The 15,555-nt window shown below is 41.6% G+C and carries 17 protein-coding genes; 8 read left to right on the forward strand and 9 right to left on the reverse strand.

Annotated elements, in window-relative coordinates; genetic code table 11:
- Positions 1 to 3 precede the first annotated feature (3 nt).
- The 3 genes from NVS78_RS09225 to fabG form a co-directional block, all read right to left on the reverse strand.
- Positions 4 to 1,161 (reverse strand): iron-containing alcohol dehydrogenase, encoded by a 1,158-nt coding sequence (locus tag NVS78_RS09225; RefSeq protein ID WP_286358930.1) that lies wholly within the window; start codon positions 1,159 to 1,161, stop codon positions 4 to 6.
- Positions 1,162 to 1,172: 11 nt separating this feature from the next.
- Positions 1,173 to 2,150, reverse strand: a complete 978-nt coding sequence (locus tag NVS78_RS09230; protein WP_286358931.1) for a DUF6340 family protein — start codon at positions 2,148 to 2,150, stop codon at positions 1,173 to 1,175.
- A gap of 183 nt (positions 2,151 to 2,333) precedes the next feature.
- Positions 2,334 to 3,080: a 3-oxoacyl-[acyl-carrier-protein] reductase gene (gene fabG, locus NVS78_RS09235; RefSeq protein WP_041503601.1), complete on the reverse strand. Its 747-nt coding sequence runs from the start codon at positions 3,078 to 3,080 to the stop codon at positions 2,334 to 2,336.
- A gap of 247 nt (positions 3,081 to 3,327) precedes the next feature.
- Between fabG and NVS78_RS09240 the strand changes: the two genes are divergently transcribed.
- The 7 genes from NVS78_RS09240 to NVS78_RS09270 all read left to right on the forward strand — a co-directional run bounded on the left by NVS78_RS09240 (position 3,328) and on the right by NVS78_RS09270 (position 8,726).
- Positions 3,328 to 3,795 carry an alanyl-tRNA editing protein gene (locus tag NVS78_RS09240; protein ID WP_286358932.1) on the forward strand — a complete coding sequence of 156 codons (468 nt, stop codon included), beginning with the start codon at positions 3,328 to 3,330 and terminating at the stop codon, positions 3,793 to 3,795.
- A gap of 139 nt (positions 3,796 to 3,934) precedes the next feature.
- Positions 3,935 to 4,936, forward strand: coding sequence for a phosphate acetyltransferase (pta, locus tag NVS78_RS09245; protein WP_286358933.1), 1,002 nt, complete (start codon positions 3,935 to 3,937; stop codon positions 4,934 to 4,936).
- A gap of 25 nt (positions 4,937 to 4,961) precedes the next feature.
- On the forward strand, positions 4,962 to 6,161 hold the full coding sequence (locus NVS78_RS09250; RefSeq protein WP_286358934.1) for an acetate/propionate family kinase: 1,200 nt from the start codon (positions 4,962 to 4,964) through the stop codon (positions 6,159 to 6,161).
- Between the two features lie 117 nt (positions 6,162 to 6,278).
- A complete protein-coding gene (locus NVS78_RS09255; RefSeq protein ID WP_286358935.1) occupies positions 6,279 to 6,869 on the forward strand; it encodes a LemA family protein in 591 nt (196 codons plus the stop codon).
- Positions 6,870 to 6,892: 23 nt separating this feature from the next.
- A complete protein-coding gene (locus NVS78_RS09260) occupies positions 6,893 to 7,339 on the forward strand; it encodes a TPM domain-containing protein (protein ID WP_286358936.1) in 447 nt (148 codons plus the stop codon).
- A gap of 13 nt (positions 7,340 to 7,352) precedes the next feature.
- Positions 7,353 to 8,111: a TPM domain-containing protein gene (locus NVS78_RS09265; RefSeq protein WP_286358937.1), complete on the forward strand. Its 759-nt coding sequence runs from the start codon at positions 7,353 to 7,355 to the stop codon at positions 8,109 to 8,111.
- A gap of 30 nt (positions 8,112 to 8,141) precedes the next feature.
- A complete protein-coding gene (locus NVS78_RS09270) occupies positions 8,142 to 8,726 on the forward strand; it encodes a DUF4251 domain-containing protein (RefSeq protein WP_286358938.1) in 585 nt (194 codons plus the stop codon).
- A 96-nt stretch (positions 8,727 to 8,822) separates the two neighbouring features.
- Here the strand turns inward: NVS78_RS09270 and NVS78_RS09275 are convergent, their stop codons facing one another.
- The 3 genes from NVS78_RS09275 to NVS78_RS09285 are packed head-to-tail and all read right to left on the reverse strand — an operon-like array spanning position 8,823 to position 10,242.
- Entirely contained in the window at positions 8,823 to 9,293 is a 471-nt protein-coding gene (locus tag NVS78_RS09275) for a YqaA family protein (protein ID WP_286358939.1), read from the reverse strand.
- Between the two features lie 47 nt (positions 9,294 to 9,340).
- Positions 9,341 to 9,805, reverse strand: a complete 465-nt coding sequence (locus tag NVS78_RS09280; RefSeq protein ID WP_041504887.1) for a YqaA family protein — start codon at positions 9,803 to 9,805, stop codon at positions 9,341 to 9,343.
- Between the two features lie 41 nt (positions 9,806 to 9,846).
- On the reverse strand, positions 9,847 to 10,242 hold the full coding sequence (locus NVS78_RS09285) for a hypothetical protein (protein ID WP_286358940.1): 396 nt from the start codon (positions 10,240 to 10,242) through the stop codon (positions 9,847 to 9,849).
- A gap of 384 nt (positions 10,243 to 10,626) precedes the next feature.
- Between NVS78_RS09285 and NVS78_RS09290 the strand changes: the two genes are divergently transcribed.
- Complete coding sequence (locus NVS78_RS09290) at positions 10,627 to 11,772, forward strand: amidohydrolase (protein WP_286358941.1); 1,146 nt, start codon at positions 10,627 to 10,629, stop codon at positions 11,770 to 11,772.
- A gap of 1 nt (position 11,773) precedes the next feature.
- Here the strand turns inward: NVS78_RS09290 and NVS78_RS09295 are convergent, their stop codons facing one another.
- The 3 genes from NVS78_RS09295 to bioD form a co-directional block, all read right to left on the reverse strand.
- Positions 11,774 to 12,883 carry a clostripain-related cysteine peptidase gene (locus NVS78_RS09295; RefSeq protein ID WP_286358942.1) on the reverse strand — a complete coding sequence of 370 codons (1,110 nt, stop codon included), beginning with the start codon at positions 12,881 to 12,883 and terminating at the stop codon, positions 11,774 to 11,776.
- A 168-nt stretch (positions 12,884 to 13,051) separates the two neighbouring features.
- Positions 13,052 to 14,863 carry a peptidase U32 family protein gene (locus NVS78_RS09300; RefSeq protein ID WP_286358943.1) on the reverse strand — a complete coding sequence of 604 codons (1,812 nt, stop codon included), beginning with the start codon at positions 14,861 to 14,863 and terminating at the stop codon, positions 13,052 to 13,054.
- A complete protein-coding gene (gene bioD / locus NVS78_RS09305; protein ID WP_286358944.1) occupies positions 14,860 to 15,537 on the reverse strand; it encodes a dethiobiotin synthase in 678 nt (225 codons plus the stop codon). Before bioD ends, NVS78_RS09300 begins: the two co-directional genes overlap by 4 nt.
- Positions 15,538 to 15,555: the final 18 nt, after the last annotated feature.

The raw sequence follows: 15,555 nt of genomic DNA on the forward strand, positions 1-15,555 counted from the left end.
CACTTATAATCTGGATGTTAAAATGACTCTCACATTATTCACGTTCACATCGTCAATTCCTCCCAATGCAAACTCTCCTCGATCCCGGAAACGTTTCTCGACACGATCAATGGTATCAATACCTATACCATAATCAGACAAACGGGTTTTGATTCCCATGTCATTGAAAAACTGCTCTGTTTTCGCAATAGCCTGATCGGCAGCCCCCGGCTGTGAAATATCCAAATCCCAGACCCGTTGTGCATATTGAAGCAATTTATCGTGGCGCAACATCTTCGTGGCTTTCATTACACCCGGCAGAACAATGGCCAAGGTCACCGCATGGTCCAATCCATGAAACGCCGTCAACTCATGACCGATATGATGCGTCGACCAATCCTCCGTCACCCCGCAAGCGATCAATCCGTTCAACGCCATGGTTGCCGCCCACATAAAATTAGCCCGGGTTTGATAATCCGGTTGTTCTGCTGCGATCATTTGGGGACCGAGAGCGATTAACGTTTTCAATATTCCTTCCGAGAAACGGTCTTGAATTTCAACATCCTGAGTCGTTGTATAATATTGTTCCATCACATGTACGAAAGCATCCACTACCCCATTGGCAATCTGATGTTTCGGTAAGGAGAAGGTAACCGTCGGATCTAACACGGAAAATTTCGGGAATACATGACGAGATCTAAAAGCCAATTTTTCTTCTGTCTCTTGCCGGGTAATTACAGCCCCGCTATTCATCTCGGATCCCGTAGCCGGTAAGGTTAAAACCGTGGCCAAGGGCAAAGCCGCATGAACGGGAGCCATCTTAGCCAGAATGTCCCACTTGTCTTCACCTTCAAAACAAGAAGCCGCTGCAATAAACTTCGTGCCGTCTATCACCGACCCTCCTCCAACAGCCAACAAAAAACCCACGTTCTCATTTTTGGCAATCTCCACCGCTTTCATCAGAGTTTCATAACGCGGATTCGGCTCAATTCCGCCGAATTCGATTACATGAAAATCTTCAAGCGCGGAGATAACCTGATCGTACACGCCATTCTTTTTAATACTACCACCACCATAAGTGATCATTACTTTAAATCCTTTGGGGATTAATTTTCCGATCTCACTAATCTTCCCTTTACCAAAAAGAATTTTTACCGGATTATAATAATTAAAATTCTCCATATAAAATGCTTTTATAACTGATTTAATAATTTACGATCGTCTTTTATTCTTTGATTCAGTATTTGAATATAATGTTTTATGTACTCCGATATATTATTATTTTTCACGTTGGATTTTTCCATATGTCTTAAAGCCGCCTCCAACAGATCGATCGCTCCCTGAAAATTGCCTTGCCGCTCATACAACCAAGCGATATTTACAGTAGCCTTCACTGCCACGAGCGGTCTCATATTCAACGCCGCATTCCATATTTCATAGGCCTGATCGTACTTTTCATCTTTCAAAAAATAATATCCCAATTTCAAGGCATTATTACTCATATAGATTCTCCTTTTTTCAGGCTGCCAGGTCGGAACCAGATGTTTGGCGTAATTCATCCCCAACTGATAATAGAAATCGCATATCGCATTTATATCTTCCCCGGCAGTTATAGCGGATCTCAATACATTGGAATACATGGTATCTATAGGTTGATTACTCTCCGTATCGTACAATCTTAAAAACAATGCATTGTCTACCACTGCATTATATCTATCGTACAAGCGAAACACACAAGATTCTATCCCCAGGACATAAGAGTATACCCCCTTGTTAACGGTTTGCAACTCTGAAAAAGTCAACGGTGCGGGGGTGATGGTATCTCTCATGTATTTGCTATTCAATCCGACGGCACGCCCCAACACTACTTTTTTAGCACTATTATGAATACCAGCCTGAAAACCGTCGTAAAAACATTCCACCAAATCCCCCCGGGTCAATCCCGACAGATTTTTCAACTCCCGAAACGCCATCGAATCGGATTGATATACCAACTTACGGTCTAAAAAAAGAATTTTGATATCTCCTTGCTTCAGCTCTCGGTCTGCAGGTTCTAATACGTCGATATCGAGTAAACGATAACCCGCGCAAGAAATTAAACAAGAAAACACGAGAAACAATAAAGTCCCCCGTACGCATCGATCTACTATCTTACCTCTTTTATCATACATATTACTTTCTTTTACGTTATCTCAGAACTAACAAAAAGTAAGCCATAATCATTTCATGTAAAGATAAGGAGATATTTGAAAGCAAACAAGAATTCAGATCAAATCACGTACAAAATTTGACCTTCAATCAAAACAAAATGCCCGATCCGAAGACCAGGCATTAAAATTTTTCACTATCTGAAATTACATGTTCATACCGCCGCATACATGAATGGTTTGTCCCGTAACGTAAGCAGAGAGATCTGAAGCTAAAAATACGCATACCTTCGCAATATCTTCAGGCGTACCACCTCTTTTTAACGGAATTTTTTGAGCCCATTCGTTTCTCACTTCCTCCGACAATTTCGCTGTCATATCGGTAATAATAAAACCGGGAGCAACCGCGTTGGCTCTAATATTCCGGGACCCCAACTCTTTGGCAACACTCTTGGTAAAACCGATAATTCCGGCTTTAGAGGCAGCATAATTAGCTTGTCCGGCATTTCCACTAACGCCGACAACAGAGCTCATACTGATAATGGAACCGGATTTCTGTCTCAACATGATTGCCGAAACCGTTTTTGTAAAATTGAAAACAGACTTCAAATTTACATTCATAACAGCATCCCATTGTTCTTCACTCATTCTCATCAACAATGTATCTTTTGTTATTCCGGCATTATTCACCAAAATATCGATGCGTCCGAACTCCTTGGCTATCTCTTCCACCGTTGCTGCTGTTGCGGCGAAATCGGCAGCATTAGAAGCATACATTTTCGCTTTTACTCCCAAAGCGGCAATCTCTCTCTCCGTTTCCTGAGCAATCTCATCGTATCTCAAATCAGTAAAAGCAATGTTCGCACCTTGTTTAGCAAATTCTAATGCCACAGCTTTACCGATACCTCTTGAAGCTCCGGTAATAATGGCCGTTTTTCCTTCTAATAATCTCATATCAATAGCTTTTTTAAAACTAAATTAAACCTTAGGCATCATGAAGTAAACCCGTTACTCTTTTTTACCCTAACGGAAGACAAAAGTAGTCAATTAATTGAAAAATGAAAATTCTGGTACCCCAGTTTTATACTTTCCGAGAACTCTATTGAAATCTTATCTCTACGTAAATAAATTTATCCTTTACCGGGAAATAATATTAAATTTGTCATTCCAATGGATTCATTCCCGTAAAAATTTAAATAATATGGAACAACAACTTCAACTCAACGATCATAATAAACAAGAACATCCTCCCATGCATACGGCAGAACATATATTGAATCAAACGATGGTCCGGATGTTCGGTTGTGAAAGATCTAAAAACACGCACATTGAAAAGAAAAAATCCAAATGTGATTATTATCTATCCGTGTCTCCCTCGGAAGAACAAATGGCCGAAATCGAACGTAAAGTCAATGAAGTCATCGGTATGCATTTACCGGTAACCGCGGAATTTGTAGATAAAGATCATGTTCCGGAAGAGATTGATCTCAGCAAATTACCCGAGAACGTCAGTCAAACTTTACGTATCGTACGCATCGGCAGTTACGATACGTGTGCTTGTATCGGCCGGCACGTGGCTAATACGGCCGAAATCGGTATTTTTAAAATCATTTCTTACGATATGGAAAACCAGAGATTAAGGATTCGTTTTAAATTGCTCCAGGAATGATCCTGCGATTTTTGCAATCTCTGCTTGACAATATTCTTGAAAATTGCGAACAATAGCTTACAAAAAGTTACGTTATTGATTAAATTATTTCTACTTTCGCGAAAGAAATGAACAACAACTTATCATAAAAAAGATACTTATGAACCTTCTTGAACAAATCAAAGAAAACGCGAAAAAGTACAACAAAAGAATTGTACTCCCGGAAGGGACGGAGGAGCGGACGCTAAAGGCTGCTGACATTCTTCTCAATGAAGGAATTGCTCAGATTATTTTAATCGGTAAACCGGCAGAAATACAAACGCTGGCAGATAAATTTGAACTGAAAAACATCGGGAAAGCTACCATCATCGATCCTGAAAATCATCCGAAAAAAGAAGTTTACGCGGATATACTCGTCGAATTACGTAAAAGTAAGGGCATGACCAAGGAAGAGGCTCTTAAATTAGTAATCAATCCGCTCTATTTAGCGACTTTGATGATTAAGAACGGGGATGCGGACGGAGAGGTTGCCGGAGCCCAAAATGCGACAGGCGACGTACTAAGGCCTGCTTTGCAAATCGTAAAAACATTGCCGGGTATATCCGTAGTATCGGGGGCATTCCTCCTGTTAACCGATAAACCGGAATACGGGGAAAACGGGTTAATCGTATGTGCGGATTGTGCCGTACTTCCGAATCCGACGGCCGAAGAGTTGGCTCAAATCGCCGTAGCTACAGCCGGTACGGCTAAAGCCATTGCCAAAATAGAGCCGCGAGTAGCCATGTTAAGTTTCTCAACGAAAGGTTCCGCAAAAAACGAATTGGTTGATAAAGTGATAAAAGCAACCGAATTAGCCAAACAGATGGCTCCTGACATAATGATCGACGGCGAAATGCAGGCAGACGCCGCTTTGGTTCCTTCCGTGGGTTCCAGCAAGGCTCCGGGTAGTCCCGTTGCCGGAAAAGCCAATGTCTTAATCTTCCCCAGTTTGGAAGTAGGCAATATCAGCTATAAATTAGTACAACGCATTGCCGGCATAGAGGCCGTAGGACCTGTACTTCAGGGAATGGCAGCCCCGATTAACGACCTGTCGCGGGGATGTTCCGTTAGTGATATCGTAAATTTAGTCGCCATTACCGTAAACCAAGCCGCAAGCAAATAATTCACCCCACGTAAAACCGAATGTCATGAATATATTAGTTTTAAATTGCGGAAGTTCATCCATCAAATATCAGATATTAGATATGAAAGAAGAACCGGTTGTATTAGCCAAAGGATTGGTTGAGAAAATCGGTCTCCCGAAAGGGAACTTCACCCATAAACCTTCAGGAAAGGACAAATATGAGATAGAGGAGTCCATAAAGGACCACATCACAGGTATCAATCTTATCTTAAAAGCTCTTGTCGACCCGACTTATGGCGTAATCGAATCTTTAAACGATATAAACGCTGTCGGACACCGAGTAGCCCACGGGGGAGAATATTTTTCCCAGAGCGTATTGGTCGACGACGATGTAAAGAAAAAAATCGCTGCTTGTTGCGAGTTGGCACCGCTTCATAACCCGGCTAACCTAAAAGGGATAGAGACCATGGAACAACTGCTTCCCGGAGTTCCTCAAGTCGCTGTTTTCGATACTTCTTTCCATCAAACTCTTCCCAAGGAAGCCTACGTATACGGCTTACCCTATAAGTATTACGAACAATACGGAATCCGTCGGTACGGTTTTCACGGGACCTCACACAAATTCGTTGCTGAAAAGGCCTGTAAAATATTGGGTTGGGACATAAGCGAAAAGAAGATCATTACCTGTCACCTCGGAAACGGTTCATCCATTACGGCTATCGACCATGGTAAATCGGTAGACACCTCCATGGGATTTACCCCGAACGCGGGTGTCATCATGGGAACCCGCACAGGAGATCTGGACCTGGGTGCATTGCTTTTTATCTGTGAGAAGGAGGGGTTAAACATCCCGCAAGCCAACGATTTGATCAACAAAAAATCGGGACTGATGGGAGTTTCCGAAGTTTCTTCCGATTGTAGAGAGTTACAAGCTGCAGCAGTAAAAGGAAATTCTCAAGCCCGCTTGGCCTTGGACATTTTAGCTTACGATGTAAAAAAATACGTGGGTAGTTATGCAGCCGTACTGAACGGGGCTGATTTGATCATATTTACCGGAGGTATAGGAGAAAATGATTGTGAGGTGCGTCAACAGGTATGCGCCCATATGGAATACATGGGAGTAGATTTCGATTCCAAGGCGAATGACGGTGTTCGCGGCAAAGATATAATATTGACAAAACCTCATTCAAAAGTAATCGTTATGAGTATTACCACCGATGAAGAATTGGTAATTGCTACAGATACAATGAATTTGGTGAAATGACGAGTACAAATCCCGCTAAAGATAAGGCCGCAGCAATGCGGCCTCATTTTTTAGTTTGAAATTTTCTTTTATCTTTGTAAAAACGATCTATTAGTTTTACATAAAACAGAAACAAAAATGAAAAAAAGTTATATCGTATTAGCCATAATAGTCATCATTGCTATCGGCATTTTTGCATGGTTTCAAGGAAGCTATAACCAAATGGTAACCAGAAGTGAAACCATATCCTCCCAATGGTCTAATGTTGAGAACCAATACCAAAGGCGAGCGGATCTCATCCCCAATTTGGTAAACACGGTAAAAGGATACGCGGAACACGAACAAAACACCTTAACACAGGTAACAGATGCCCGGGCGAAAGCCACTCAAATGCGGATCAATTTCGACCAGCTGGATGAAAAAAACTTACAGAAATTCAACAATATGCAAGGAGAATTATCCTCTGCCCTATCCCGTTTGATGGCCATATCCGAACAATATCCGGATTTAAAGGCAAATGAGAATTTCAGAGACCTCCAAACACAATTGGAAGGAACAGAAAACCGTATTGCCGTGGAAAGACGTAAATTCAATGAAGAGGTAAAGGGATATAACGCGTACATCCGTTCTTTTCCCAAAAATATTTTGGCCGGGATGTTCGGTTTTATGCCTAAACCCTATTTCGAAGCCTCAAACGGTGCCGAAAAAGCCCCGGAAGTTAAATTCTAACATCGAATCTCAATCCTGTTATTATGTCTCCAGAAAAATATTTTACGGAAGAACAAAAAGATACGATGGTAGCTGCTATTAGGGAAGCGGAGAAAAATACATCCGGAGAAATTCGCATTCATATCGAGAACCACTGCCCAAAAGAAGTTCTGGATCGTGCTGCGGATGTGTTCGCCAATTTAAAAATGCAAAAAACAGCCCTTCGTAATGGAATTTTGTTCTATATCGCCTTGGTCGATAAAAAAATGGCTATATTAGGAGATGCCGGGATCAATGCCAAAGTTTCCGACAAGTATTGGGACGAATTGAAAAACCGTATGATCGAAAAATTTAAACAGGGATATATTACGGAGGGAATTTGCGAAGCCGTCATTCAGGCCGGAAAACAATTACAGGAGTTTTTCCCCTATCGGCAAGACGACGTTAATGAACTACCCGATGACATTTCATTCAATTCATCCGAAAAGTAAAATGAATTATAACATGAATATCCAGAAACTCATTATATTATCCATATTTAGCCTAATCACCGTATCCGGTTACAGCCAAAAATTTCCGGAGCCTATGCAACCCAAAAGGCTGGTGAATGATTATACGGAATTATTCAACAAAAAAGAGATCTCTTCTTTAGAAGAAAAGTTATCCCATTTCAATAAAACTTCGTCAACCCAAATCGCCGTGGTAACGGTCTCTTCGTTGGAAGGATATGACATCAATGATTACGCGGCTCGTTTGGCCGAGAAATGGGGCATCGGTCAAAAAGGAAAAGACAATGGGATATTGATTCTGATCAAACCTAAAAAAGGAAATGAAAAAGGAGAAGTCGCCTTATCCGTCGGTTACGGACTCGAAGGTGTTATTCCGGATATTACGGCTTCTCGTATTATCCGAAACGAAATAATTCCCTCCTTTCAGCAGGGGAATTATTACATGGGAATAAACAAAGCAACCAATGTACTGATGGATCTGACAAAAGGAGAATTTACAGCGGAAGAGTACGAACAGCAATCGGAAAGTTCGCTTTTGGTATTTATTCCCCTTTTTTTCTTTATTATTTTATTTCTTTTTATTCGGCGGCGTAAAGGATTTTCTCCCGGACACTCCTCCGGTCCGTTTTTTATCGGAGGTATTCCATTCGGGAGCAATAGCGGAGGTTTCGGCTCATTCAGCAGCGGAAATGGCTCCTTCGGTGGATTCGGAGGTGGTTCTTTTGGAGGAGGCGGTGCCAGCGGAAGCTGGTAACGATATATGTGTAATTATAAACCAATGATTATGAAAAAACTATTTTTTATTTTAATGGCCATTGCAGTACTAATGCCGACAATGGCTGAAGCACAAACTCAGAAAAAGAGCAAACGTGAAATCAGAGCGGAAAAAAAGGCTGCAGAAGCAGAACAGGCTAAAAAAGCACATGACAAAGCTTTAAAAGCGTTGGAAGCCAATGACTGGGCTTTCGAGACCAAAGAGGTGTACAACTCCCAGGGTAAACGATTGACCCTCCGGAATCGTCCTAACGTCGTCGGTTCATCCGGAAAAAGGTTAGTCGCTAATTTAGCTTATGGTGAGAGCGATAATTATATAGAGCTCATCAAAGACGGACCGATAAAAAAAGTTGAAAAAAAACAAGATAAAAGAGGAAACTGGATTTACAAATTTTATGTCAATCATCCTTTTGCCGCAGAAGTAACCGTCGTTCTGACCAAAGACAGTAATGCCGCCAGTATCACCGTCAGCGAGGGAACAACCGGCGTGAATGCCAACGGTGTTAATAGTGTTCCGCAGACACACCATTTCAGCGGATTTATCTTCCCGGCAGAGGAATCCCATCATTACAACATGATTCGCGTCGAAAACTGAAAAAAATATCGATAGACCGCCCGTACGTCGAAATCAGTACGGGCGTTTTTTTTATTTCCGGATCGCACCAACCGATTCCACGGGTATTGATATATCCTACAAATGGGAAATAAACTTTACGAATTTATCTGTCCAAAGTAAGTATAACACCAACCAAAACAAAAATCGTATCAACCTTCCGAAAAACATAAAAATAAATGATTTCACGGCATTAATACGATAAAAACCAAGAGCCAACGCGAAAAGATCTCCCAAAACAGGAACCCATGCCAAAAGAGCCATAACGCTTTTGTATTTTTCAATTCTGTTTTTTTGCCGTTTCAATTTTTCGGGTGTCACTTTAAACCAGCGCTGTATCCACGTCCATTTTCCGGCATATCCCAACCAATAGGTCAACGTCCCACCTAACCAATTCCCCGTTGTTGCGATGGCTAAACACCATACAGGTTTTCCCCCGGCTGCCAACATCCCCAACAATAAGGCATCCGCCCCCATCGGAATTACAGTGGCCGAAATAAACGAACCGATAAATAAACCCAAATATCCTAAATCAAGAAGTGAATCCATGAAAATACCTTTCTCACTTATAACGCAAGCGAACAAAGTATGTTATATCATCGGATCCATTCGACAAACCGATCGGCATACCGAATATACAAAAGCGTCCAAACAAGAAAACGGACAAAACGGCCGACCAACATATATAGAGCCGACATTTTAGGGCTCACTCGATAAAAACCGAGAGCGATGGCAAAAAGATCTCCCACAAGGGGAAGCCAAGTGAACAAAGCCAGCCAAACCCCGTATCGATCAATCTTTTCCTTCTGTCTCTCCAACTGCTCTCGCTTCACTTTCAACCAGCGTTCGAGCCAGTCCCAACGTCCAAGCCATCCCAGCCAATAGGATGTCAAGCCTCCCAACCAATTTCCGATAGTGGCAATTATCAAACAAATCCATGTATTCCCTCCCAAGGAAAGTACCCCTACCAATAAGAGATCCGCACTCATCGGAATGATTGTCGATGCCAAAAACGAGCCGATAAATAATCCCCAATATCCCCAAGCGACCAATGATCCCATAACAATTACCTATAAAACGCAAAAATCTTACAAATTTATATTCAATTACCCGATAAAAAATCGGTTATCTCCCTTCTCTTTTTTTCTCTTTGAGAAGAATAGGTTTTCGACCTGCATTCGATAGAGTCATAAAGTTTTAATAACAACCGGAATAGATAAGTTTTCCGACGGATGTCTACTGTAAAAACAGCATCTTTAAATATCAATTCGGAAAGCATCTCCGCTTTTTCCACAGGTTCATACAAGATACAGTGACTAACAATTTGCTCTCCCTCTCCTGTTATTTTTTCCCGGTCGATATGAAAATAGGTAGAATAAAATTCATTTAAAATAACAGATATATCTTCGTATTCATCCTTATTCTTTCCTCTGAATCTCTCATCGAACGCTTTGAAAAATACCTCCATCTGCCGCAATAGACAATCTCTTTGAATCATACTCGATCTGATTTATAACCTAAATCCGGCTAAACAACTGGATTTAAAATGATACTTACGTACTTTAGCAACTCAAAATTACAAAATATACATCCAAATCAAAGGTCGATTTCCCTATTTTTCCCAATGAATCAAATAAAAGAGTCCATTCTGTTTCAGAATCTATCAGGATCTTTTAAGGACAAACGTAACAAAATAAAGACCGAATCGTTATTGGGTTTATAATATTATATATTTATCTTTGCAGCAGAATTATTTTATATAACATAATGTGCTAAAAATCAATATATTACATCTTTATAATTATTATTTACTCCATTATAACAACTCTATTTGATCGTTCTTTTTCAAATACTGATTTTATGCTTATAAAACAATAAATATATGCAAACACACTCTTTTGATTCGATCCGTCACCAATTACATCGACAGCCGGAACTCTCCGGCAAGGAAAGAGAAACAGCCCGTTTTATCGAAACCTCTCTCCGCCCGTTTCATCCGACTAAAATCATTCGCTCCATAGGAGGACACGGCTTACTGGCCGAGTATTTCTTTTCCGAAGAGGGACCAACCCTCTTGTTTCGGGCTGATATGGATGCTGTCGCTATTGATGAATCGAAAGATAATATTTCCTATCGTTCGGTTCATACCGGGATATCGCATAAATGCGGTCACGACGGTCACACGACCATTCTATTACGATTGGCACAAATACTTTTCGAAAAACCGATGAAACAAGGACGGGTATTGCTTTTATTCCAACCGGCAGAAGAGACTGGCAGCGGGTCATCCGCCATTTTGGCCGATCTCGTACTTTCCCAATATCATATTCAATACGTTTTTGCTCTTCACAATATTCCGGGGTTTTCCACGTCCGCCGTATTATGTAAACCGGGTAGTTTCACCTGTTCCGTCATCAGTGCGGCAATTACACTCTCCGGCAAAACAGCTCATGCAGCAGAACCTTTAAAAGGAATAAATCCCGTAAACGCGACCTTTAGAATAGTCGAAACGCTCACGGGATGGAATCAATACGATATAGAGAAAGAGGATTATTTTCTGGCGACCTTGGTAGAAATCCATATTGGGGAAGAAGCCTACGGGGTGGCAGCGGGAACAGGAGTTATCCGGGTAACTCTACGCGCTAAAAACGATCGGCTACTCCGCCTGCATATGCAAAAATTAGAAAAATTGATCGAAACAGAAACGGCAGCTACACCCGGTTTAAATTCGGCAATAACCTGGTTGGAATCTTTTTCTGCCAATGAGAACGATCCGCAAGCTGTCCAACACATAAAAAAGGCAGCGGAAACCAACAAGCTACCCTATCTGGAAATGAATGTTCCTTTTAGCTGGGGAGAAGATTTCGGTCTTTTTACTCAAGAGTATAAAGGAGCTATGTTCGGGTTGGGAGCCGGAGAAGATTGTCCTCCACTTCACTCTCCTCAATACGATTTCCCGGACGAGCTCATCGAATCCGGTGCGGGTATGTTTTACACGATCGCCCAAGAGATTCTAAACACGAAATAAATTACAATCCATATACTCCTGACCATGATAAAGTGAAATAATAGTTATTTAAACCGGGCCAATCCGGAAAAGGAACATAGGTACTGATACCGCTAAATCTATCTTTATCCACGGGAACAAAATCCCAAAAATATCGGGTAGCCGCACAATAACGGACGACCTTTTTCAGCTGTGCCTCGAATTTAGCGAACTCCTCCCGAGTAGCTACCTGACGGATTAAATCGGCAAAATCATAAAAGGTATAATTTATAACTGCAAGCGGCACGTAATACCGGTAAACACTACTCTTGTCTTGGGTCTGTACTTCCGGTAATTTTCCTTCCAAGATTTCCTGACAAAGGACGTATAAAGCTTCTAACTCGGAAGTCTTTATTAAAGTGATCGTGGCCGTTTCCGTCGTCGTATTATTGAAATCGCAATAAGCTTCGCAAATCTTTTCCAAATCCGAATCCTCCCCCCAAAAATAAGGAACGACTTGTTCGTAAGGAAGTCCCTTTGCAGGAACTAACGTGGGAGAAGCAATGATATAATCCGCCTTATTCCTCAGTTCATAAAAAACTTCTACGGCTCCCATCAGACAAGCATCGAAAATGATATAATGAAAAAATTTATCGGGAATAACAGCTGCCAACTCCTTAATATCCATCTCGGAACCATGATCTTCTCCGAAACTCCGAGCTTGCACGGAAGGACTCTCGGGAAACCAACCTGTCCCGTGAGACCAAAGAACCAGTCCGTATGATTTGGCCGGATACAATTTTTGTGTTTCGCGAATAACCCGTGCCAAAACGGCAGGTGAAGCTGAATTTTCCTCCTTATATTCCTTTATCACCCGTTGCTTTACGGAACCGTTTTTCATCACCTCCAATTCAAGTAATTTCGGGGCAACATTCGGTTGATCCCAATAAACAATTAAATTACAGTTATCTTCCTTCATTCCTTTCATCATTCCTTCCATATTCTGGGATGAAAAATAGGAAAGATTATTATCTCCGGCTATATATACCAATACAGTCCTCTCCCTTTGAGGCTTTATCTTTTCATCATGGCAACCACCTAAACAAAAGAAAACGACAATACTTATAATTCCTCGAACAAACAAAATCTTCATAAAATAATTTTATAGAACAAATATAGCGAAAAAAACGAAAAAAATAGCCCTCAAATAAATCAAGGACCATTTACCTGAGAAGGCTTTATGATCAAAATTAGATAAGGGATAAATAAGTTACGGATTTTATTATTTGAAAACAGCTTTTCAGGAAAGAAGGAGCACTTTTTATTTTAAGGCTATCACCTTCATTACACAGGCCGGGCAATCAAACTCCAACTGAAAACGCCCTAAATTATTAGAAAGATATAACGGAAGCTTCAAGTCACTGCACTTATTCGTCTTACGACATAAACCTAACTCGAATAGAAGACAATAACGAGTAGTCATCACCTCTTTTCCGCAATAATCTTTTCGGATCTCAAATCCCTTTTCCGGAATCTGTATTCCATGTTCCCGGTAAAATTCTCGCGAAAATTTATTAACGATATTTAGCTTCCAGTCCGAATTTCCAGTATACGTCAACTCACCGTTCAAAGGTTCTTGTATCCATTTCTCCCTTAACTCTTCTCGTTTATCCTGCAATTTATCCAATAACTGACGACGATACGTATTCAACACGGCCGCCTGTATGAACAACACATCCTTTCCATGATACTCAACCGAATCACATCTAAAATCCGTATCCCCGCATTTTTTCAATTGTTGACAAATTCTTTCAGCTTGTTGCGACTGTTTTGCCTCATCGAAACGCTCTTCGCTTACTAAAGTAACATGAACCCGATCCTCATCCGTGGCAGACAATATCAATCTTCGATCTTCCGTATACACGTCAATCCTTACTCCTATTTTCCGAACGGCATTTCCTTTTTCCAAACGAACGACAAACCGATGATCGTAATTACGATACAACGGGGCACCGGGAGAGATACTCACCTTTTCATTGCAATTCAACCATTCACCTTCCACCGTATTGATTTTTATACCCTTCAACTCCCCGTTCTCCATATAACACAATCCGTCAGCATTATGAAGTTCTTCAAAAGCATTTACCTGCAATCGGTTTCCTCTGGTACATTTTACCTCCGCCACTTTTTTCCCCATGGATTTTGGCGTATCCATATTAACCAAACCGACGGATCTCCCGGCATAAAAATATTCCGAATACCCCCGGTTAAAACTTCTTTCCGGGTCAGCCTCAAAATCAGCCGATACGCTACCGGACCCCACGCGGGTATAACCTCTTTCCCGCTCTACGATCCTATTCAACCGCAACGAGTAGTAGTTTGTCACATTAGCGACATAGGGAGTATCCTTCAGGCGTCCCTCGATCTTAAACGAATCGATGCCCGCTTCTGCAAGCTCAACCAATCGATCGGAAAGATTCAGGTCTTTTAAAGACAATACATGTTTCTCTTTCAACAAAAGTTTTCCCGTCGCATCCTCCACATTCCATTTCATACGGCAAGCCTGAGCACACTCCCCCCGATTGGCGGAACGTCCCAATAGATAATGCGACATATAACACTGACCGCTTAAACTGACACATAAGGCGCCGTGCACGAAATACTCCAATTCTGCACTTACCTCCTGCCTGATCTTTTTTATCTCTTCCAACGACAGCTCCCTGGCCAACACAATCCGTTGAAATCCAATCTTGTCCAAGAATTTAATCCGTTCCAACTCGTAATTGTGCATTTGGGTGCTCGCGTGCAGGGCAATAGGAGGGATATCCAATTTCAGGATACCGGGATCTTGTATGATAATGGCGTCTGCGCCAACCCGGTATAGCGCCTTTATCAGTTTCTCCGCCTCTGACAGCTCCTCATCGTAAAGAAGAGTATTCATAGTCACGAATACCCGGCAATAAAAACGATGAGCGACAGAGACTAATCGTGTAATATCCTCAATAGAATTTCCTACCGCCTTTCGTGCCCCGAAAGCAGGCCCTCCGATATACACGGCATCGGCTCCATTTTGAATGGCGGCCAAAGCAACCTTCAAATTTTTGGCGGGGGATAAAAGTTCTAATCTTCTCATTTCGATAATAACGGCCCCACCTCTATATCAGGATATTCCTTCCCATACACAACAGGCACCTCTACCAAACGGCAAGAAGGAAAGAAATCCCGCAAATAATGCTGAAAAATCGTAATGGAATCATTTGTAATCCACTCGCTATCGTTCGGAAATCGGTTATACACCAACAGGGCAAGTTCTATTCCCCGTTGACGACATAACTCCAAACTCATCAACGTATGGTTTATACTGCCTAATTTGGAAGAGGTAACCAAAATTAAAGGGTGCTTTTTTTCTTGAATATAATCAATGGTAAAATAGTCTCTGGTGACCGGAACATACAATCCCCCGGCCCCTTCCAACAATACGATATCGTATAACTCGTCCAATTTACGGGAAGAAGCCGCTATCCGGTCCGTGTCCAAAGTCACACGATCGATCTCCGCCGCCAAATGAGGGGATGCAGGGTAAGTCATCACGTAGGGACAAGTCGTTCCGTCCCGATCTATTTCGAGAGGACCGATTTCCATAATTTCCCGATGCTTTAAAATATCTTCAGAGATCCCGGTACAACCAGTCTGTATAAACTTTTGGGTAACCACCCGAACTCCTTTTTTTTGTAATGAACGGGCTAATAACCCCGTTATAATCGATTTTCCGGTATCCGTATCGATACCGCTTATAAAATATATCATATCGTGAATCTGTATTTA

This window comes from Gabonibacter chumensis (assembly GCF_024741215.1).
GTDB classification, from domain to species: domain Bacteria; phylum Bacteroidota; class Bacteroidia; order Bacteroidales; family Marinifilaceae; genus Gabonibacter; species Gabonibacter massiliensis.

Bases quoted from the DNA above. Each gene is read 5' to 3' on its own strand.
- NVS78_RS09225 (WP_286358930.1), bottom strand. From the start codon at position 1,161: ATGGAGAATTTTAATTATTATAATCCGGTAAAAATTCTTTTTGGTAAA.
- NVS78_RS09230 (WP_286358931.1), bottom strand. From the start codon at position 2,150: ATGTATGATAAAAGAGGTAAGATAGTAGATCGATGCGTACGGGGGACT.
- fabG (WP_041503601.1), bottom strand. From the start codon at position 3,080: ATGAGATTATTAGAAGGAAAAACGGCCATTATTACCGGAGCTTCAAGA.
- NVS78_RS09240 (WP_286358932.1), top strand. From the start codon at position 3,328: ATGGAACAACAACTTCAACTCAACGATCATAATAAACAAGAACATCCT.
- pta (WP_286358933.1), top strand. From the start codon at position 3,935: ATGAACCTTCTTGAACAAATCAAAGAAAACGCGAAAAAGTACAACAAA.
- NVS78_RS09250 (WP_286358934.1), top strand. From the start codon at position 4,962: ATGAATATATTAGTTTTAAATTGCGGAAGTTCATCCATCAAATATCAG.
- NVS78_RS09255 (WP_286358935.1), top strand. From the start codon at position 6,279: ATGAAAAAAAGTTATATCGTATTAGCCATAATAGTCATCATTGCTATC.
- NVS78_RS09260 (WP_286358936.1), top strand. From the start codon at position 6,893: ATGTCTCCAGAAAAATATTTTACGGAAGAACAAAAAGATACGATGGTA.
- NVS78_RS09265 (WP_286358937.1), top strand. From the start codon at position 7,353: ATGAATATCCAGAAACTCATTATATTATCCATATTTAGCCTAATCACC.
- NVS78_RS09270 (WP_286358938.1), top strand. From the start codon at position 8,142: ATGAAAAAACTATTTTTTATTTTAATGGCCATTGCAGTACTAATGCCG.
- NVS78_RS09275 (WP_286358939.1), bottom strand. From the start codon at position 9,293: ATGGATTCACTTCTTGATTTAGGATATTTGGGTTTATTTATCGGTTCG.
- NVS78_RS09280 (WP_041504887.1), bottom strand. From the start codon at position 9,805: ATGGGATCATTGGTCGCTTGGGGATATTGGGGATTATTTATCGGCTCG.
- NVS78_RS09285 (WP_286358940.1), bottom strand. From the start codon at position 10,242: ATGATTCAAAGAGATTGTCTATTGCGGCAGATGGAGGTATTTTTCAAA.
- NVS78_RS09290 (WP_286358941.1), top strand. From the start codon at position 10,627: ATGCAAACACACTCTTTTGATTCGATCCGTCACCAATTACATCGACAG.
- NVS78_RS09295 (WP_286358942.1), bottom strand. From the start codon at position 12,883: ATGAAGATTTTGTTTGTTCGAGGAATTATAAGTATTGTCGTTTTCTTT.
- NVS78_RS09300 (WP_286358943.1), bottom strand. From the start codon at position 14,863: ATGAGAAGATTAGAACTTTTATCCCCCGCCAAAAATTTGAAGGTTGCT.
- bioD (WP_286358944.1), bottom strand. From the start codon at position 15,537: ATGATATATTTTATAAGCGGTATCGATACGGATACCGGAAAATCGATT.